The organism is Sphingopyxis sp. GW821-FHT12F08, assembly GCF_058806755.1.
Map to the genome: position 1 here is coordinate 187,066 of NZ_JBXAQA010000001.1, position 18,721 is coordinate 205,786.

General features: G+C 64.8%; 15 protein-coding genes. 7 read left to right on the forward strand and 8 right to left on the reverse strand.

The annotated features are described in order from the left end of the window. Window positions 1-8: 8 nt before the first annotated feature. Window positions 9-1,217: a cytochrome P450 gene (locus AC1RNQ_RS00885; RefSeq protein ID WP_493168164.1), complete on the reverse strand. Its 1,209-nt coding sequence runs from the start codon at window positions 1,215-1,217 to the stop codon at window positions 9-11. Between the two features lie 103 nt (window positions 1,218-1,320). On the opposite strand from AC1RNQ_RS00885, the gene AC1RNQ_RS00890 reads away from it, so the two are divergent. The 4 genes from AC1RNQ_RS00890 to AC1RNQ_RS00905 all read left to right on the forward strand — a co-directional run bounded on the left by AC1RNQ_RS00890 (window position 1,321) and on the right by AC1RNQ_RS00905 (window position 6,003). Then, entirely contained in the window at window positions 1,321-2,178 is an 858-nt protein-coding gene (locus AC1RNQ_RS00890; protein ID WP_493168165.1) for an alpha/beta fold hydrolase, read from the forward strand. Next, entirely contained in the window at window positions 2,175-3,848 is a 1,674-nt protein-coding gene (locus AC1RNQ_RS00895) for a class I adenylate-forming enzyme family protein (RefSeq protein ID WP_493168167.1), read from the forward strand. Before AC1RNQ_RS00890 ends, AC1RNQ_RS00895 begins: the two co-directional genes overlap by 4 nt. An 83-nt stretch (window positions 3,849-3,931) precedes the next feature. Next, window positions 3,932-5,185, forward strand: coding sequence for an FAS1-like dehydratase domain-containing protein (locus tag AC1RNQ_RS00900; protein WP_493168168.1), 1,254 nt, complete (start codon window positions 3,932-3,934; stop codon window positions 5,183-5,185). Further along, window positions 5,182-6,003, forward strand: a complete 822-nt coding sequence (locus AC1RNQ_RS00905; protein ID WP_493168170.1) for an enoyl-CoA hydratase/isomerase family protein — start codon at window positions 5,182-5,184, stop codon at window positions 6,001-6,003. Before AC1RNQ_RS00900 ends, AC1RNQ_RS00905 begins: the two co-directional genes overlap by 4 nt. A 170-nt stretch (window positions 6,004-6,173) precedes the next feature. Here AC1RNQ_RS00905 and AC1RNQ_RS00910 read toward each other — a convergent pair whose 3' ends face one another. The 4 genes from AC1RNQ_RS00910 to AC1RNQ_RS00925 form a co-directional block, all read right to left on the reverse strand. After that, entirely contained in the window at window positions 6,174-8,711 is a 2,538-nt protein-coding gene (locus tag AC1RNQ_RS00910) for a TonB-dependent receptor (RefSeq protein WP_493168171.1), read from the reverse strand. A gap of 131 nt (window positions 8,712-8,842) precedes the next feature. Beyond that, window positions 8,843-10,066: an MFS transporter gene (locus tag AC1RNQ_RS00915; RefSeq protein WP_493168173.1), complete on the reverse strand. Its 1,224-nt coding sequence runs from the start codon at window positions 10,064-10,066 to the stop codon at window positions 8,843-8,845. Between the two features lie 2 nt (window positions 10,067-10,068). Beyond that, window positions 10,069-11,043, reverse strand: coding sequence for an SDR family NAD(P)-dependent oxidoreductase (locus AC1RNQ_RS00920; protein WP_493168175.1), 975 nt, complete (start codon window positions 11,041-11,043; stop codon window positions 10,069-10,071). 93 nt (window positions 11,044-11,136) lie between these two features. Beyond that, window positions 11,137-13,539 (reverse strand): TonB-dependent receptor, encoded by a 2,403-nt coding sequence (locus AC1RNQ_RS00925; RefSeq protein WP_493168177.1) that lies wholly within the window; start codon window positions 13,537-13,539, stop codon window positions 11,137-11,139. Between the two features lie 347 nt (window positions 13,540-13,886). Between AC1RNQ_RS00925 and AC1RNQ_RS00930 the strand changes: the two genes are divergently transcribed. The 3 genes from AC1RNQ_RS00930 (at window position 13,887) to AC1RNQ_RS00940 (ending at window position 15,977) form a co-directional block, all read left to right on the forward strand. Beyond that, window positions 13,887-14,459 (forward strand): carboxymuconolactone decarboxylase family protein, encoded by a 573-nt coding sequence (locus AC1RNQ_RS00930; RefSeq protein WP_493168178.1) that lies wholly within the window; start codon window positions 13,887-13,889, stop codon window positions 14,457-14,459. A 37-nt stretch (window positions 14,460-14,496) separates the two neighbouring features. Beyond that, window positions 14,497-15,321, forward strand: a complete 825-nt coding sequence (locus AC1RNQ_RS00935; protein WP_493168179.1) for an enoyl-CoA hydratase/isomerase family protein — start codon at window positions 14,497-14,499, stop codon at window positions 15,319-15,321. A 101-nt stretch (window positions 15,322-15,422) separates the two neighbouring features. Further along, complete coding sequence (locus tag AC1RNQ_RS00940) at window positions 15,423-15,977, forward strand: TetR/AcrR family transcriptional regulator (RefSeq protein ID WP_493168180.1); 555 nt, start codon at window positions 15,423-15,425, stop codon at window positions 15,975-15,977. A gap of 3 nt (window positions 15,978-15,980) precedes the next feature. On the opposite strand, the gene AC1RNQ_RS00945 is transcribed toward AC1RNQ_RS00940, so the two are convergent. From AC1RNQ_RS00945 to AC1RNQ_RS00955, 3 genes are read right to left on the reverse strand one after another with little or no spacing between them, the layout of a single operon-like run. Further along, window positions 15,981-16,763: a tyrosine-protein phosphatase gene (locus AC1RNQ_RS00945; RefSeq protein WP_493168182.1), complete on the reverse strand. Its 783-nt coding sequence runs from the start codon at window positions 16,761-16,763 to the stop codon at window positions 15,981-15,983. Window positions 16,764-16,767: 4 nt separating this feature from the next. Next, window positions 16,768-17,838, reverse strand: a complete 1,071-nt coding sequence (locus AC1RNQ_RS00950) for a phosphotransferase (RefSeq protein WP_493168183.1) — start codon at window positions 17,836-17,838, stop codon at window positions 16,768-16,770. 37 nt (window positions 17,839-17,875) lie between these two features. Further along, window positions 17,876-18,721, reverse strand: a complete 846-nt coding sequence (locus tag AC1RNQ_RS00955; RefSeq protein ID WP_493168184.1) for an acyl-CoA thioesterase — start codon at window positions 18,719-18,721, stop codon at window positions 17,876-17,878.

Genomic DNA, 18,721 nt, shown 5'->3' on the forward strand with positions numbered 1-18,721 from the left:
CGCGTTTCTCAGTCCCAGCGCAGATAAAGTTCGTCGAAGCCCGGTACCGACCCGCAATGCTCGACATTCTTGTGGTCGGGATCGAGGCGGAATTCGGGCAGGCGGCCGACAAACTCCTCGAGGAATATCTCGATTTCGGCGCGCGCCAGCCCCTGACCGACGCATTTGTGCGGGCCATTGCCGAATGTATTGTGCGCGGGCGCGTTGCGATCGAAATCGACGTCCATCGGACAGGCATATTCCCGATCGTCGATCCCCGACAAATTGTTCGGGACCATGATCATCTCGTCCTTCTTGAACAGGACGCCCTTATATTCGAAATCGCGGGTCAGGATGCGGCCGGTGTTCGACAAGCCGAAACGGCGCAGGAATTCCTCACAGGCGGCGGGAATGATCTGGGGCTCTTCGCGCAGGCGCCGCTGCTGCCCGGGATGCTGGGCGAGATAATGGGCGATATAGGATATTTCGGACGCCACCGTGTCGAGCCCGCCGAAGAAGAGCAGGCTCGCCATCGACAGCACCTCCTCTTCCGACTGGAAACGCGGGTTGCGGCGCCACGCCGCGACGCGGGTCAACAGGTCGTCGCCCTCGCCATTGTCGCGCTCGTCGAGCACCGTCTTCAGATAATCGCGGACGCGAATCTGCGCGGCGAGCCTCTCCGCGGGGTCATAGGAGGACATCAGCGCGATCCCCCATTCGACAAACTCCTCGCGCCGGTCGAGCGGCAGGTCGACGATACGCAGGAACATCGTCACCGGCATCACCCGCGCGAAATCGCCGAGCAGTTCGCAGTGCCCTTGCGGCAGCAGCTTTTCGACAAGTTCGATCGTCAACTCGCGGGCGTCATCGCGCATCTTCGCCACCTTGCCGGGCATGAAGCCGGGGTTGATGACCGCGCGATAGCGCGCATGGTTGGGCGGATCGACCGCCAGCGGCAGCGGCTTCAGCGGCATCAGCGTGCGCGGAATCATGAATTCCTCGTGGCTGAAAATCTCGTAGTTCAGCTGAACGAATTTCACATCCTCGGCGCGGGTGACCATCCAGTGACCGCCATAGCGCGGCGACCAGATGATGTCGGGCCCATCGTGCAGGCGCTTCACAGCCGCATAGACGCCCACCTCTTCCAATCCCTCCGGATGGACATAATCATAATCGACGACGAGTTCGGCCGGCACATGGTCCGGCTTGGGCGCCAAAAGGGGGATGGGGCTGTTCATATTCTGCTCCGCTAGGCTTTTGTTGTGTATATCATCTATCTGTTTATACCGATGATGCAAGCCATGCGAACGGACAGAATGACGGGCTTGCGGGGAGAGCGGCGTGGAGACAGTGTTTCGACTTGGCGACGTCACCCTGTCCGGGCGCGAGCAAAGGCCGGACCATGATCCGCCCAAGGGGATCGTCCTGGCACTGCACGGCGGCGGCTATGGGGCAGGCTATTGGGACTCTCCACCAACGTCGCTGATTGCCATCGCCGCCGCGCGCGGATACCGCGCGATCGCGATCGACCGTCCCGGCTATGGCGCCGCTTTCGCTTTCCCGATGCCGCTTGCGATGCAGATCGACGTGATCCTCGACCTCGTCGACCAACTGCTGGACCGTGAAGGGCCGATGCCGGTGCTGCTCGCGGGCCATTCGATGGGCGGCATATTGGCGTTGATGATCGCCGCCGACCTCCGGGCCGCGTCCTGCATCAGCGCGATCGACATTTGCGGGGTGCCGTTGCTTTATGCCGATGTGATGCAGGCGGCGTTGATCGGGCGGCGACTGGCCGACGGCCAGACCCATTTCCCCGCGATCGACGCCGCGCAGTCGCGCCAGCTATTCTTCGGCCCGGACGGGACCTTTCCGGCGGAAGCGCTCGCTGCGGATGCCGCACTCCTTGCCCCCATCCCCGGCGCCGAGATGCCCGATGCCGCCTTTGCCCCGCGCGACCTGCCGTCGGCGATGCGGCGGATCACCCTGCCCGTGCGGCTGACCTTCGCCGACGACGAGCGCAGTTCGATCGCGACGCCCGAGGTGGCGGCCAAGGCGCGCGACCATCTGTCCGCCAGTTCGTACAGCCTGGTCCGCTTCGAACCGCGGACCGGACACAATATCAGCCTCCATGCGGCCGGTCGCGATTTCCATGCGGGAATGATCGACTGGTTCGAATCCAGCCTGCAGGGACGGCCATGAACCCCGAACCCGATTTCAACCCGACGATCCCCGGCCTGATCGGCCATTTCGCCGCGCGATACGGCGATGCCGAGGCACTCGTGCGCGATGGCCGGCGCGTGACCTTTCACGACCTCGACCGGCAATCCGCTGCGGCGGCCAAGGCGCTGCTCGCGATGGGGGTGGGCAAGGGCGCGCGGATCGCGATCATGGCGCCGCCCTGCCCCGAATTCGTCGTCGCGGTGCTCGCGGCGGGGCGGATCGGGGCCATCGTCGGGCCGCTGAGCACGCTGTACCAGGCGCCCGAATTGCAGTGGGTGCTCGCCCATGCCGAATTCGACCATCTGATCGTCGCCGACGCCTTCCTGCGGCACGACTATCTCGCCCGGCTCGAAGAGGCACTGCCGGGGCTCGCGACCCGCAGCGATGCCCCCCTCCATCTCGAGGCTGCACCGCGGCTACGCCACATCCATGTGATCGGCGGCGGGTCGCGGCCCTGGTCGCAACCGTTCGATGCGCTGCTGGACGGCGACGCCGCGATCAGCGACGCGATGCTCGAACGGGTCGAGGCGATCGTCACCCCCGCCGACCCCGCCTGCATCATCCACACGTCGGGCAGCACCGCGACGCCCAAGGGCGTCATCCACGGCCATGGCCCGCTCATCCGCCACAGCTGGCAGATGGGAATGGACTTCACCCCCTTCGGCCATGGCGACCGCGTCATCACCACCCGCGCGATGTTCTGGGTCGCGGGATTCGTCGCCACCCTGTTCTACAGCCTCAACAATGGCGCCTGCCTGATCACGACCAGCGACGGCTCGCCCGCCAATGTGCGGAAGCTGATCGCGGAAGAAGGCGGCAATGCGCTCGCCGGCGATTCGGGCTGGTTCGACGTGCTGCACCAGTCGGATGCGTTGAAGGACGCGGGGTTCGGCGTCGTGCGTCTGAACATGGACAGCGCCGGGATCGTCCGCGACGGCCGCTTCGTCAGCGGCCATCTGGCGGCGCGGATCGGCGCCCCCGTCACGCATCCGAACGGGCGTTTCGCGCGAACCTTCGGCATGACCGAGGCGCTGGGCGGCCATACATCGGCGCGCTGGGACGAACTGCTGCCGCTGGATCGCCCATTCTGGCAGGGCCGCGCCGTGCCCGGGGTGGAGCTCAAGGTCGTCGATCCGGAGACGCGACGACCTCTGCCGCCGGGCGAGGTCGGCGAACTGCTGGTGCGCGGCTATTGCATGATGCTCGGCCTCAACGGGCGCGAGCGGCACGAGACATTCGACGCCGAGGGCTATTATGCGACCGGCGACCTCTGCCGGCTCGACGCCGACGGCTATCTGAAGTTCGAGGCGCGGCTGGGCGAGATGATCAAGGTCCATGGCGCCAATGTCGCGCCGATGGAGGTCGAGCTGGCGATGACCGGGCTGATGGGAATCGAAAAGGCCGGGGTCGTCGGCGTGCCGCAGGCCGGCGACACGATGCTGGTCGCCGCGGTCCTGATGGCACCCGGCCGCGACCTCGACGAAGCGGCGGTGATCGCCGACCTCAGGGGCAAGCTGTCCTCCTTCAAGGTGCCGAAACGCCTCGTCGTACTCGACGAGGCAACGCTTCCCGCAACCGGTTCGGGCAAGATCAAGAAGGCCGAACTGACCATGCTGATGACGGAATGGCTGAGCAAGCCTTCGTCATAATCATATAACGAATTTACTTGATTCATGCTTCGTACGCCTGCAAGGATTCGCCATCGAGAACGGAAAAAGAAGCGAGAGGACCGATGGCCGAAGCCAAGACCAAAGACCTGCCCGACACCTATGGCATCCTGACCGACGAAGGCATCGACAAGCTGCGCGAGCGCATCGGCATCCAGGTCAACAAACCCACGCCGCCGCACAATTACGAGGTCACGTGGGACGGCACGCGGCACTTCGCGGTCGGTTATGGCGACGACAATCCCTTGTGGTGCGACAAACATTATGGCGACAAGACGCGCTGGGGCGGCCTGATCGCTCCGCCGAACTTCCTCTATACCATGGGCGTCTCCGACGCGCCGCCGATCACCCCCGAGGTGAAGGCGATGATGAAGGGCGACCCGCTGGCCGGGCTCGGTTCGTACCAGGCGCAGATGGAATTTGAATGGTGGCGCCCGCTGCGCCTTGGCGACCAGCTGAAGCAGCGGTTCGCGCTGATCGGCGTGCAAGTCAACGACAAGAGCGGCTTTGCCGGCCGCACCGTGTCCGAAGTGAACGGCTATATCTATCGCAACCAGGACGACGAGCTGCACGCGATCCAGCGCGGCACCTGGATCCGCGCCGAGCGTCATGCGTCGAAGGAGAAGAAGAAGGAGTACGACCTTCCGACTCCCTATACCGACGCGCAGCTCGCCGAGATCGACGCCTGCTATGCCGCCGAAACGCTGCGCGGAGCCGAGACCCGCTATTGGGAAGATGTGATCGAGGGCGAGGAATTGCAGACGATCGTCCGCGGTCCGCTGCGCACGAGCGATCTCGTCGTCTGGCACGTCGGCTGGGGCATGCAGCTGACCCCGCCGGGTGCGTTTCGCCAGAGCTGGAAAATCCGCGCCAAGGTGCCGGGGCTCTACACGCCGAACGAGCTCAACGTCCCCGACACGGTGCAGCGCCTGCACTGGGAAAAGGCCTGGGCGAACGAACTCGGCATCCCCATCCCCTATGATTATGGCGGGCTGCGCGAGACCTTCCTGACCAACATCTGCACCAACTGGATGGGCGACGACGGCTGGCTGTGGAAGATGTCGTGCCAGCACCGCAAATTCGTCTACACCGGCGACACCTATTGGATCAAAGGCCAGGTCCGCAAAAAGGTGCAGGAAGAAGGCCGCAACGAGGTGCATCTCGACATCCGGGTCGAGAACCAGCACGGCACGGTGGTGTCGCCGGGCAATGCCGTGATCCTGCTCCCGACGCGCGATGCGCCGGTCGAACTGCCGAAGCCCGCCAAGGAAAATATTGACGACATGTACGCCTATGAAGTCGAGCGGTTGCAGCAGTGAAAATACGCCGCGGCGTCGGCGGCGCCGCGGCCTCCTTGATGGACGGCAGGATGACATACGACCATATCCGATACGAGGTGCGCGGCGCCGTCGCCGTCATCACCTATGACAAACAGGACCGCCGCAACGCGTGGAGCCCACCGCTCTATCGCGAGGCCGAACAGGCGATCGAGACGGCGAATGCCGACGATGCGGTCGGAGCGATCGTGCTGACCCATGAAGGGTCGATCTTTTGCGCCGGCACCGATTTCAAGGCGGGGCCGGAGGTCGACCCCGACACCGGCAAGAAGCGCAACATCGCACAGATCTGCATGATGCCGGACAGTGGCTGGATTCACCTGCTCGCGCGGTCGAAACCGATGATCGGTGCCGTCCATGGCGCGGCGATCGGCCTCGGCCTGACGCAGCTCCTGCCGATGGATATCCGCATCGGCGGCGAAAGCTCGACCTGGAGTTTCCCCTTCCTGTCGCTCGGATATATGCCCGAACTCGGCTGCACCGCGCTGCTGCCAAGGCTGGTGGGCTATGGCCGCGCGCTCGACATCTGCCTGACATCGCAAAAGCTGGACGCGCAGGAGGCGAAGGAAATCGGCCTGATCACGCGCGTCGTGCCCGACGCCGATGTCTTGACCGAAGCACTCGCGGTAGGCGAAAAGCTGGCGAGCGTTCCGAAGCTCCAGATGCGGCTCACCCGCGAGCTGTTCCAGAAGAACGCGCTGGAACCCGACACCAACGCCTATTTGCAGCGCGAGACCGACGCCTTTATCGAGATGCTGCGCGCCGCCAAGCGCGCCCGCGAGGCGGCGGCGAAGGACTGATCCCCATCGCCGTTTCGAGGCGGAAACGGGGCAACGATAATTCTCGCCGAGGCGCAAACGAGAGCGACGGACCACCCGTTCATCGTCGGCATGTCTTCATCGGTTCCTCAAAAAAAGGCCGGACAGCTTGCACCGCCCGGACTTGCCCCCTTTTCCTTGCGGCGCCCCGGTCAGTCGGCGTCGGCGCCGAACCGGTATTTGAGCGACGCGCCCCACATCCGCGGCGCGGCATAGATTTCGCCTAGGATGCCGAGCGATGAATTCTGCATCAGATTGTTGGTGCCGATGCGATAGACCTCTTTCGTCACATTGGTCACGAACAGGCCGAGATCGACCGGCTGACCGCCGACATTCTTCCAGCTCAGATTGAGGTCGAGCGTCGTGAAGGGATCTTCGATCGACTGCGGGTTCAAAGCGCTGGTGTCGGTGTAGGCGACGCTCGACTGGTGATAGAGCAAACCGCCGAAGCTGATCTCGCCCATATTATTGCCCAGCGGCAGTTCATAATCGAAGGTCAGCGAATATTGGGTCTTCGGCACCGAGTTGAAGCGGTTGTCCGAACAGAAGCCAACGGTGGTCGTCTGCGTCGGATCGCAGGGATTGCCGACGGCGACCGGCGTCTGCCGATCGAATTTCGCGTCGGTATAGGCAAAGGTGCCGCCGAGTGTCAGCCCCTCGACCGGGATCAGCGTGACCTCTGCCTCGATCCCCTTGATCCGCGCATTGTTCACATTCTGCACCGACGAGACCGGCACTGGCCCCGGCAGCACGACATTCTTCTGAATGCCCTTGTAGCGGTCGGTATAGGCAGCCAGGTTGGTGCGCAGGAACACATTGTCGAACCGGAAATCCGCCTTTACGCCGACTTCGAACGATATGTCGGTTTCGGGGTTATAGGCCGGGTCGACGCCCGGAGGGGCCGTCCCGTTCACCCCGCCGGGACGATAGCCCTTGCTGACCTTGGCGTAGAACATCTGGCCGCCGTCGGTCTTGTAGGTGGCGCCGGCCGACCAGGTCGTGGCGTTGAACTTCCCGTCGCGGATGATGCAGTTGCCCGGCCCGCTGGCATAGAGCACCGAACCCGCACCATAAGTGACGCATTGCCCGTGCGGTATGGGCGCGAAGGTCGCGGCGACGACCTGGTTCGCGATCGCCGGCGGCAGATTGCCTCCGAACGGACCGGTCAGGAAGTTGAACAACGCCTGCTGGCCCCCGTCGATCGGGCTGAGATAGGTATTCTGTTCCGAGTGGATCTTGTCGCTCGTGTAGCGCAGGCCGCCGTTGACGCTGAGATTGTCGGTGATGTCATATTCCAGCGAGCCATAAACCGCGCGCGATTTGGTCGTGATTTTGTTGACGCCGACGCGGTTCAGGACGGCGACGTTGATCGTGGCGTTTTCGGCGGGTCCGGCGGGCCGCTGTTCGTCCATGTAGAAGCCGAGCGCGAAATTGAGCTTGTCTTCGAGCAGCTGGCCCGAAATCCGCAATTCCTCGCTATACTGCTCCTGGTTCGTGAACAGCAGGCCGCCCGGGCAAGCCGAGTGGCAGGTCAGCACCGCCGCGCCATTGCTCGCGGCAAAGTTCGACGCCTCGTCCTCGCGTTCGCGGACATAGCCAAAGACATTCTTGACCTGGATATTGTCCGCGATGTCGGCGGTCGTCGTGTTGACGATATAGAGGTTCTTGCGCTCGCTATAGGTCGGATCGACCAGCGACACCTGACGGATGCCGCGCGCATTCTGGGCCGCGAGCTGCGATTGCAGCGACGCAATATAGGCCGGCGCGCTGAGCGGTGTCAGGCCAGCGCGGAACGGCACCACGCTGCCGCTCGGGTCGATGCCATAGGCGCCCGCGAACAGGAAGGAAAATTGCCCGATCGCCGGCGCGAGCCCCGACGCCCCCGGGTTGAAGTCGGCAAAGATCACCGCGGTGCCATTGTCGTGGGTGCGCTGATAGGAGACGACGGTCGTATTCTCGAGCCCCTCGACCGGCCGCAGGGTCAGACCGCCGCGGAAGGATTCATATTTGACGTCGTCGAGCTTTTGCCCGTTGAAGACATTGGTCGTGAAACCCGACCGGCGCGCGGTTTCGAACGCGACGCGCGCGAGGATCTTGTCCTCGACGATCGGCACGTTGAGCGCGCCGTTGAAGGTGCGCAGACCGTAGCTGCCGAGCTTGCCGGTCAGATAGCCGCCGAAATCCTCCTTGGGCAGCTGCGGCGTGACCATGACGTTGCCGCCGTCGGTCACACGGCCGAAATTGACCCCCTGCGGGCCGCGCAGCACCTGGACGTTGGCGAGGTCGAAGAACTGGCCCTGCGTCAGCCGGGCGATCGGAACTTCGTTGAAATAGGTGATGACCGCCGGGAACACAGTACCGAACGAAAAGCCCTGGCCGCGGATCGTGTAGGTCAGGTTGTTGCGGTCGGAAATCGATGCGGTGACGTTGAGGCCCGGGGTGCTCTGGACCAGGTCAACAGGGTTGAACGTGCCCTTGGATTCCAGCGTTTCGGGCGTCAGCACCGTCACCGCGACCGGCACATCCTGCAGCCGCTCTTCCTGACGGCGCGCCGTCACGACGATGTCGTTCAGACCGACGCTTTCTCCCACTGCGGGCGCTGCCACAGGGTCGTCCTGAAAGGCAAAGGCCGGCGGCGCGAACATCAGGCTCGCGGTTCCGGCGAACAGCATGGTTTTCCAGTTACGCATGGGGTCTCCCTCCCGATCCGGGCTCTGCGGCCCATCCTCTTTGAGTCTCCGTTTTCGGAGTTCGAGAAATCCTAGCGCCGATGCATCGCCTGTCAATATCGTATATATCATTCGGTGAATTAATACGAATATTATGCGCCTTTCTGGGCGGATTCGTGCTCGAGCTCGGGCGGCCGACCGAGCGATAGCACCAGGCCCACCGCCACGATGACGCCGGCGATCAGCGTCAACAGCGTCGCGTCATAACTGCCCAGCGCGTCGAACGCCTTGCCGGCCGCCCAGGACGATGTGCCGACCGCGAAGCCATAGGTGCTGATCAGGATCGCGAAGACAAGGCCGTAGCGGCGGATGCCGAAATAGCGGCTCGACATATAAGCGACCACGTCGACCTCGCTTCCCATCGCAATCCCGATCAGCACCGCGAGCGCGACCGCGCTCTCATAGCTGAGCGGGATGCTGAGCAGCCACAGACAGGCGAAGGCCGGCAGGCTGAACGCGCAGGCCGCAACCAGCCGCGTCGGCAACAGGTCGAACAGCATACCGGTGCCGAGCCGGCCCGCGATCATCGCCGGGCCGATGAACAGCGCCACCGTCGCGGCATCGGAGCGCGTCAGCCCCGCGTCGGCGAGCATCGGCTGGAGATGGACGATGAACGTCCCGACGCACGAGGCGACAAACAGGAAGGCGATGGCCAGACGCCACAGGATCGTCGACCCGATCACCTCGCGCCAGTCGGACTTGGGCGTGGCCGGCGCGGTCGCCGCGACCGGGCCATCCTCGCGCGGCAGGAACAGCCAGCACGGAATGAACATCAGCACGAACGCCGACAGGGCCATCGCCGGATAGATGCCGCCGAGCCCGAACATGCCCTCAAAAGCAAGCACGATTGAGGGAATGGTGCTGACCAGAACGCCCGCCCCGGCCAGCGACGTCGCGAGCGCCAGCCCCCGCCGCTTGTTGAAATTCTGGACAATCAGCTTGGTGAAGACGATCGAACTCGCGGCGAAGCCCAGCAGGCTGAACAGGACATAGCCCGCATACCAGGTCCAGATCGGCCCGCCGACCAGGCCCAGCAGGGCGGTGCCGATCGCCCAGCCGGCAATGGCGGGCAAGGCGATGCGCCGCGCGCTGAAACGATCGACCAGCGTGCCGAGGAAAATGTTGGTGAAGGGATGGATGACGCTCGAGATGGTCAGCGCGAAAGCGATGTCGCCGCGGCTCCAGCCATAGGCGTCGCCGAGCGGCTTCACCATCGCGCCGACGACGTGGAAGTGGACCCCCAGGATCGCGATGCACATGGTGGCGGCGAACAGGACGCCCAGGCTGCGCAGCGTCGCATTGTCGGGCATCGCCATATCTACTCCGCCTTTCCGTATAGGTGGTCGAGCACCGCGCGGGCGATATCGGCCTCGTCGATACCGCTCTGCGGCTCGCTCCATCGCTGGATGTCCGAAAGCGCGCCGAGGTTGGTGGCGATCTGCTCGGCCGAGGGGCACGCCCCGCGCGGCGCGGCCCAGCCTGCGCCACGACCGCTGAACACCCGTGCATAATGGCCGCGCAGCACCGAATAGGTCTGGCCGGTGACGTCGCAGGCGCTGCTGGCAAGCCAGGTCACCAGTGCCGCGCAATAGTCGGGCACCGACCGATCGGCATAGGTATTGCCGCGCGCGAGGATCGCCGCGATGAAATCCTTGTCGACGCGCGCTTCGCCCGCTGCCCCCATGCGGCTGCCGCTGGCGTTGGGCATCACGCAGTTGATCGCGATTCCGGGCGGCGCTTCCTGCACCAATACCCGCATCAGGCCGATTACCCCGGTCTTTGCCGCGCCATAGTTGGCGCGATAGGGGTTACCGAATACGCCCGATTGCGACGAGGTGAAGATGATGCGGCCATAGCCCTGCCGCTTCATCAGCCGATAGGCAGGCTGGGTGACGAAAAAACTGCCTTTCAGGTGGACGGCAAGGACCGATTCGATATCCTCCTCGGTCAAATCCTCGAACAGGGCATTGCGCTGGTTGCCCGCATTGTTGACGACGATGTCGACGCGGCCGAAGTGGTCAAGCGCCGTCTGCGTGATCGCCTCCCCGCCCGCCTTCGTCGCAACCGTATCGCCACTGGCGGCGGCGCGCCCGCCGGCAGCACAAATCTCTTCGGCCACCGCTTCGGCGAGCGTCGGCGCCGGATTCTCGCCCCGGGTGTCGCCGCCCAGGTCGTTGACCACCACCGCCGCACCGCGTGCCGCCAGCGCGAGCGCATAGGCGCGGCCAAGCCCGCCTGCAGCGCCCGTGACGATCGCGACCTGGCCGCCAAGGTCGATCGACCCCCCGCTCATTCCGGCCGGCGCAGGGAAGGCAGCACCATGGTCGCCGCCTTCCTGCGCCCCCGGGCAACGGTCGCCAACCGGGTCATGCGCCGTCGCCTGCGATCATTCCCCGCCGAACTTGTAGGTCAGGCGGACACCATAGGTGCGCGGCATGCCGGGCGAATAGCCGGTGACGCCAAGGCTGTTCTCGATCGCAAGCAGCCGCTGGAAATATTTCTTCTTCGTGATGTTCTGCGCATAGAGCGCGATCTCGACATTCGGATCCTCGAGCCGATAGGCGATCTGGCCGTTGAGCAAGCCATAGGCCGGGATCTTCGCGGTATCCTTGAACTGTTCCTGATAGCCGGGGCCGACGAGCGGGCCCGTCGTATATTGCTTGCTGCGCCACGAATAGTCGGCGCGCAGGTTGAGTTCGCCGGAGCCGACTGGCACCGTATAATCGGCATAGAGCGAATAGGAGCGCTTGGGCGCGAAGGAATAGGGCGTGTCGGTCACGTCCTGAAACACGGTCAGCGACAGCGGGATGGTGAAATCCTTGAACTTCGGATCGAGGAAGGTCGCCGAGACCCCCAATTGCAGGCCATCGGTGGGCTGCACGGTCAGTTCGGTCTCGATCCCGCGAATGCGCGCGGTCGCGGCATTGACGATCGAGTTCGACAACACGCCATTGACGATCGCCGGAACGGTCCGCTGGATGTCATCATAGTTCGTCTGGAAGATCGCGGTGTTCAGGCGCAGACGCCGGTCGAGGAGGTCGAGCTTGAAACCGAACTCATAGTCGACGACCGTTTCCGGGTTGAAGACGAGCGGCGTCGTGCCGGTCGCGCGCGGGTTGAAACCGCCGGCACGGCTCGCCTTGCTGGTCTTGAGATACAGGAAGACATTCTCGTTGGGACGCCAGTCGAAACCGGCGGTGTAGGACCAATAGTCGAAGGTCGCCTTGGTCAAATCCTCGCACGGCGCGCCGACAGGGACGATCAGGCTGCACACAAAGGTGCCGTTGGGAACGCCCGTGACCGGATCGGTATTTTCCGCGCGGTTGCGGCGCAGGATCGAGCGCTTGTCCTCGGTGTAGCGCAGGCCGCCGGTGAAGCGCAGTTCGTCGGTGATGTTGAAGTTGAACTGCCCAAAGCCGGCGTAGCTCTTGTTGTTGATGTCGCCGTCATTATAGCCCAGTCGGCGCGTGCCGAGCGGAAAGGCCGAATAGCTTTTCGACAGGTCGGTGCCCTTTTCGGTGAAATAAAAGGCGCCGAGGATCAGTTGCAACCGGTCGTCGAACGCCTGCGTCGACAGTTGCAACTCCTGCGAGAATTGCGTCTGGTTGATGATGTTGCCGTCACCGACGCGCAGGCCGCCCGTCAGCACATAGGGCGTGCCGTCATTGTCGGAGAGCGATTCGGTATCGACCCCGCGCCACGCGGTGATCGACTTGATCGCGGTCGCGTCGCTGAGTTCATATTCGGTCGTCACCCCGACGCCCCAGGATTCAGCCTTGCTGAACGGGATCATGCTGAGCGCGACGTCGTAGAAATCGCTCTTGCCCTTCACGCTGACCGAATAATTGCCATAGCTGTCACCCGTCAGCGGCCCCTTCACCGGGCACAGCGGGTTCGGCGTCGCCCCCGAACAGGCATTGAGAACCGCCTGCGCCGTGCCATTCTGGTTGGCGCCGGTGGTCGGGTTGCGGTTGTAGCTTTTGAGGCCGGTAATCTGTCCCTGGCCATTGCGGTTGGTATAGTCGCCGACGACGGTGATCGTCAGCCCGCTGCCCTCCGGCGCGACGCGCAATGTGCCGCGCAGGAAGTCGACATTGTCACCGCCGAGGGGGGTATTGAAGCTGAGGTTGGTGCCATAGCCGTCGTTCTGGACATGCTGGCCGACCAGGCGCACCGCAACCTCGTCACCCTGGATCGGCAGGTTCAGGACCCCGGTGGTTTCCCACGTATCGAAATTGCCATAACGCAGCCGGACGCTGCCGCCGAACTCGCCGGTCGGCTTGTTCGAAATGATGCTGACCGCGCCGCCCGTGGTGTTGCGTCCGAACAGCGTGCCCTGCGCGCCGCGCAACACTTCGACCCGCTCGACATCGACGAAGTTGAACAAGGCGCCGGACGAACGCGCGATATAGACACCGTCGAAATATTGGCCAACCGCCTGATCGAGCGCGAGTAGCGCGTCGGAGGACGACTGGCCGCGGATGCCGATGAAGGCCGATGCCGGCTGGCCGGTCGACGGCTGGACCACGATGCCGGGCACGAGCCGCGGCAGTGCTTCGATGCTGGTCACCTGCGCCTTGTCGAGCGTTTCGCCCGTCGGCACCGTCACCGCGACCGGGGTCGACTGCAGATTTTCCGACGTCTTGCGCGCGGTAACGACGATGTCTTCGATGCCGACCGAATCCTGCCCCGCCGCCTCGGGCGCATCCTGCGCGAAGGCCGGCATCGATACCAGCATCGCACCCCCGAGCATGACACCCGACAGCAGATGATGTTTATAGCTTGTCATTCCAATCCCTCCCAAGATCCGATTATTTATTGCTTTTTCACCGGCCGGGCGCGCCGTCGGCGCCCCTGGCCACGAGATCGGGGCCGGGCAAGACGGTGCCGATAAGGATTGCGATCGCATCGATCCGGTCATTTCCGCTCCCCACCCCGGCTCACGGCCGTGATTGTTGTATATATGATTATATTAATGAACCTGATTAGCGAGTCAACACAGTTCGAGCGCGGGTTCCGCCCGCGGGCGGAACGGCGCCTGGCGATGCAACGGTATAATCATATATCTAAGTTATTTGATACTTGCATCGCGATCCGAACCTCGCCACTCTTCGACCCGGGAAGAGGAGAAACAGGATGAGCCGCATTCCGCCGGTCGCGGTCGAAGAGCTGACGCCGCAGCAGCGCGAGACCTATGAGAACAGGCCGGGCGGAAAAACCAGCCTCAGCCGGCTCCTCTCGCACGCCGTGTCGATCCAGCCGGGTATCGGGCTGGCGGTCCAGGGCATGATGTCGGGGATCGAGGTCCCGCCGCTCGAACGCCAGATCTGCGTGCTCGCGGTGCTGCACCTCGATCGCGGCGCCTATGAATGGGCGCAGCATCTGGAAGTGTCGCGGACGATGGGCGTGCCCGACGCCAAGGTCGAAGCGATCGCCGACGACCGGTTCGGCGATCCCGTGTTCGACGACCGCGAAAAGGCGCTGCTCGCCTTCACCCGCCAGGTCGTCAAGACGGTGCGGGTCGACGATTTCGTGTTCAACGCCGTCGCCGCCTTTTACTCGCCGCGCCAGATCGTCGAGCTGATCCATGTCATCGGCATCTATATGCTGTTCGTCCGGGTGTCCGAGGTGGCCGAGCTGGAAATCGACGTCATCGTCGGCGGCGATTTCTGGCGCCAGGCGAACCAGCAGGCCGGGCTGGTCGAATAGCCCAGCCCCCGTTCCCGCATCGTTCGAGGATCGCGTCATGACGCCCGACACTATCGAGACCATCGACCTTCCTTGCGTGCGTCTGGCGTTCGAGGGGCCGCTCGCGACCGTCACCCTCAACGATCCCGACCGGCTGAACGCGATGGGCGACGACATGGCGCAATCGCTCGCGGTTGCGCTGTCCGAGATCGCCAAGCCGCGCCGCCGCTGCCGCGCGGTGTTGCTGACCGGCGAGGGCCGGGCCTTTTGCGCCGGCTATAATCTGATGGCGAACCGCGAGGCGCTGGCGGAGGGCAAATCGACGATCGCGCCGCTGGGCGGGGCCGAGACGCTCTACCACCCGATGCTCCGCCGGTTGCACGCCCTGCCCATCCCGCTGGTCGCCGGCGTGAACGGTCTTGCCATCGGGATCGGGCTGGGGCTGGCGATGGCGGCCGACTATGTGGTGATGGCCGACGATGCCTGGATGCAAACGCCGTTCAAGAATCTGGCATCGGCGCCCGATTCGGGTTTGAGCTGGCTGCTCCCCCGCGCGGTCGGCGTCCCGCGGGCGAAGCGCATGTTGATGCGCGCCGAACGGATCGATGCCGCAACGGCGCACGACTGGGGTCTCGCCGCAGAGACGGTTGCGACCGCCAACCTGCCCGCCCGTGCCCGCGCGGTCGCACGCGAATTCGCCAATGATGCCACGGCCGCGCTCGGCGAGATCAAGGGCCTCATCGCCGACGGCCTGCGCCAGGATATTCACAGCAGCTTCGAAGCCGAAGCGCGAGCGGTCGGGCGGACCGCACGGACGAAAGACAATCTCGCCGCAGTGCGCGTCTTCGCGTCGGGCGACACGCCCATATTCGAGGGCGAATGACCGGGGCCGCATTCGTCAGGTGACAATCTGACAGAAAATGTCATTGCCGAGCCGCGGCGTTGAGAATAGCCAGAATCGCCAAGGGGCACCAAGGGAACGGAATGGCGACGACAGCAAAGATCGATCGGGCGGTTGTGGCCGCAGCCGACCTGTTCATCCGCCACGGGTTCGGACGCACGACGATGGGGGACATCGCCCGCGCCGCCGACATGTCGCGCCCCGCGCTCTACCTGTTGTTCCCCGGCAAGGAGGAGGTGTTCGAGGCGGTGGTCCTGCACCTCAACGAAATCCGGATGGCGGAAATCGAGGCGTATCTGTCCGCCGCCACGACACTGGCCGACCGCATCTTCACCGCCTGCGACCTGTGGCTGGTACAGGTGTTCGAATTGCAACGCACCACGCCCGACGCGCGCGACATGGACGATCTGTCGATCCCGGTCGTCCGCCGCGTCTATACCGGGCTCGAGGACCGGATCGCGCGGCTGATTGTCGAGGAAGCGCCGGCCGTCCTGCCCGCGACCCCGACAGAGCTCGCCCGCGGACTGGTCTTTTCGGTGCGCGGGCTGGGGCCAGCCGCCGCCGATGTTGCGACCTTCCGGGCGATGACGCGGCTGCAGGTTGACCTGCTGTGCCGCGCGATCGGCGCGGCGCGCTGACGGTCAGTCTTCGAGCAGCCCGTCCCTGAGGTCGACCAGCGCCGCGGTATCGAGCCCGTGCACCGCGGCGAGATAGGCCTCGACCGATCCGTAGTCTTCGACCAGCGCCGCAAAGGCGGCGTCGATATATTCGGGCGCCGAGCGCATCATCACCCGCCACACCTCGGGATCGATCTCCAGCAGATAGGCGAAGGGACCGTCGGGATCGACGTGGAACAACTGCCCGCGCGGATCCTGCACCTGTTCGGTCAGCACATAATCCTCGCGTACGACGTCATGCGGCACCCCGAGCGCCGCGAGCAGGATCGTACAGGCCGCGCCGGTGCGGTCCTTGCCCGCGGTGCAGTTGATCAGCAGCGGCGTCCGACCGCCGCGCAACATGGCGAACATCGCGCCGATCCCCGGTCGCTGTTCATCGATGATCATCCGATAGCTTCGCAGCATCCGCGCGCGCATCTCGTCGGGACCGGTCGCGGGATCGCGCAGCATCGCGACCAGGTCACCGCGACTGAGGTCGTAATCGCGCGTCCAATAATCGATCCCGTCGGTCAGCCCCGCCGGATAGGGCTGTCCCGCCCGCTCCTCGGCCGTGCGCAGATCGATGATCGCCTCCAGCCCGAGACGTGCGAATTGCGCGCCCCCTTGCTCAGTCAACCCGGCCGGATGGCCGCCGCGCAGCAGCAGGCCGCGCCGCACCCGCCGGCCGTCGGTCGTGCCATAGCCGCCGAGGTCGCGCAGGTTGCGCGACCCGGCGACGGCGAGCAGTCGGTCGGCCCCCGCTGTCACGCGATCAGACGCCGAGCGCCCCGAAGGTGTCGAGGTCGGACACCGCGGCGCCGAAGCAGTCGCCCTCCGCCGTTACGATTTCGATCGGCTGCATTTCCTCCGGCGTGAACGGCCACATGAAGCCGTGCATCGCGTGCCGGCGATACGCCTCCCACGCCTCTTCGCGGCTCGGCGGACTGGCAACGCCATGGGTTTTCAGCGCGGCGAGATAGCCGGCGATCAGGTCCTTTTCGGCCGACCGGCGGTCGGTGACGGTCAGGTTGCCGATGATCGAATAGGCGACATCGTGCATATAGGGGCCCTCCTGCCACGCCTGCCAGTCGAGGAAGCCGGGGCTGCCGTCGACCTCGAAGAACATGTTTCCGAGGTGGCCGTCGCCGTGCGAGAAGCATTGCGGAATTTCCATCGACCGTTTCCACTGGGTACGCAACCCGGCGATGATCCGGTCGCGATCGCGATAGGGTCCGACATAGGCGGCGCAGCGACGATGGTTGATGCACGCGGTGAAATATCCGGGTTCGAGCATCATCATCACGACCCGGTCGGCCGCTTGCCAGACGGTCGAGAAATTGCGCAATTGCTTGAGTTCCGGCGATTGCCACCAGCGCGCGTGCATCCGCGCGAGCAGCTCGAGCGTCTGCGCCTGCTGGTCGATCGTGATCAGCCGCCGCGCATCGCCGAACGTGACGTTGCGCGCCGCCAGATCCTCGAGCAGCACCAGCCCCTGCACGCCCTCGTCCCAGCCCGCCCAATAGGCGACGGGAATGTGGATGTTCATTTCAGGCGCCCAGGTCGCAAAGAATTTCGCTTCGTTCACGAAGGATTCGTCGAAGGTGAAGGCGTGGCGGATGAAGCCGCCCTTGAGCCACATCGTCGGCGGCAGTCGGTGCTGATGGCCCGCCGCATTATAGGAGAGCAACAGCCGGACCTTGGTGGCGGTGCCCGCGATGACGGTGCCGATATGGACCTCGGTGACCACCGTGCCGGGATAGCGTTCGCCAAGGATCGTGGTCAGCCAGTCGGCGGTGATTTCCTCGATACGCAGCGGCAGGTGGCTTTTCGGGGCGTCGGTCATGGATCGGTCCTCTCCGGTCGAATCAGTTATATATTATTTAGTATCCTGTTTTGAACCTTGGCAAGCCCGTTGATCGGCCGGTGCGCAGCCGCATCGTCTGCGCCGCGACCGCCAGCAGCGCGCCCTGTTCCGAAAACAGCCGCGTGGTTACATGGGCGAGGCCATGGTGAATGCCATCGACCTGCATCGCCGCGAGCGCCCATTCGCCCGTCGGCTCGGCGAGGAAACGGATCATATTGTCGACGCTGTTGCCGCTTACCGGGCGGCCGAGTGCGCCGTCGAGCGCCAACGCCGCGCAGTCGGCGATCACGGCCTGCAACAAGCGGTCGAGCGGTGCGCCGCAGCGCGCGCGGACCCAGCAGGCCAGATCGACGCCGCCCGGGCCGACCCAGTCGGGCCGATCGGGAATGGCGCCGCTCGCCAGCCGGAATTCGAGCAGCGCGTTCAGGTTCGACGACAGCCGCCGCGCGACCGACCGGCCGGCACAGGCGTCGGGCGGCGGCACAACAGGCATCGCCGCGCCGCGATATTCCGCCGCATCGTCACGGCCGCCGCACGCGCCATGGACGTGAAGAAAGGCCGCTCCTTGCCGCCAGGCGGTCACCCCGCACTGGCGCACCATCCGTCCATCGGCGACGATACCGGCTTCGAAACGCAGCGCATCACCCGGTCGCGCCCAGGTCAGGAACTGCGCCGACGCGAAGATGGCGGGCCGCCCCGTTCGCCGCTCCATCGCCTCGATAGCCGCCGCGAGCGCGATGCCACCGAACAGGAACTGATGCTCGGGCGGTCCGACGCACAAGGGCTCGGGCACCTCGGCGAGGAACAAGCCAGCGTCCGCACCCGCCGAAAGCGCCAGCAGTGTCGCCGCCCGACCGGGCAT

What these genes read in the sequence shown, in the direction of transcription:
- AC1RNQ_RS00920 (WP_493168175.1), bottom strand. Translation starts at nt 11,043, where the DNA reads ATGAGCGGGGGGTCGATCGACCTTGGCGGCCAGGTCGCGATCGTCACG.
- AC1RNQ_RS00940 (WP_493168180.1), top strand. Translation starts at nt 15,423, where the DNA reads ATGGCGACGACAGCAAAGATCGATCGGGCGGTTGTGGCCGCAGCCGAC.
- AC1RNQ_RS00915 (WP_493168173.1), bottom strand. Translation starts at nt 10,066, where the DNA reads ATGGCGATGCCCGACAATGCGACGCTGCGCAGCCTGGGCGTCCTGTTC.
- AC1RNQ_RS00895 (WP_493168167.1), top strand. Translation starts at nt 2,175, where the DNA reads ATGAACCCCGAACCCGATTTCAACCCGACGATCCCCGGCCTGATCGGC.
- AC1RNQ_RS00910 (WP_493168171.1), bottom strand. Translation starts at nt 8,711, where the DNA reads ATGCGTAACTGGAAAACCATGCTGTTCGCCGGAACCGCGAGCCTGATG.
- AC1RNQ_RS00885 (WP_493168164.1), bottom strand. Translation starts at nt 1,217, where the DNA reads ATGAACAGCCCCATCCCCCTTTTGGCGCCCAAGCCGGACCATGTGCCG.
- AC1RNQ_RS00930 (WP_493168178.1), top strand. Translation starts at nt 13,887, where the DNA reads ATGAGCCGCATTCCGCCGGTCGCGGTCGAAGAGCTGACGCCGCAGCAG.
- AC1RNQ_RS00935 (WP_493168179.1), top strand. Translation starts at nt 14,497, where the DNA reads ATGACGCCCGACACTATCGAGACCATCGACCTTCCTTGCGTGCGTCTG.
- AC1RNQ_RS00950 (WP_493168183.1), bottom strand. Translation starts at nt 17,838, where the DNA reads ATGACCGACGCCCCGAAAAGCCACCTGCCGCTGCGTATCGAGGAAATC.
- AC1RNQ_RS00900 (WP_493168168.1), top strand. Translation starts at nt 3,932, where the DNA reads ATGGCCGAAGCCAAGACCAAAGACCTGCCCGACACCTATGGCATCCTG.
- AC1RNQ_RS00925 (WP_493168177.1), bottom strand. Translation starts at nt 13,539, where the DNA reads ATGACAAGCTATAAACATCATCTGCTGTCGGGTGTCATGCTCGGGGGT.
- AC1RNQ_RS00955 (WP_493168184.1), bottom strand. Translation starts at nt 18,721, where the DNA reads ATGCCCGGTCGGGCGGCGACACTGCTGGCGCTTTCGGCGGGTGCGGAC.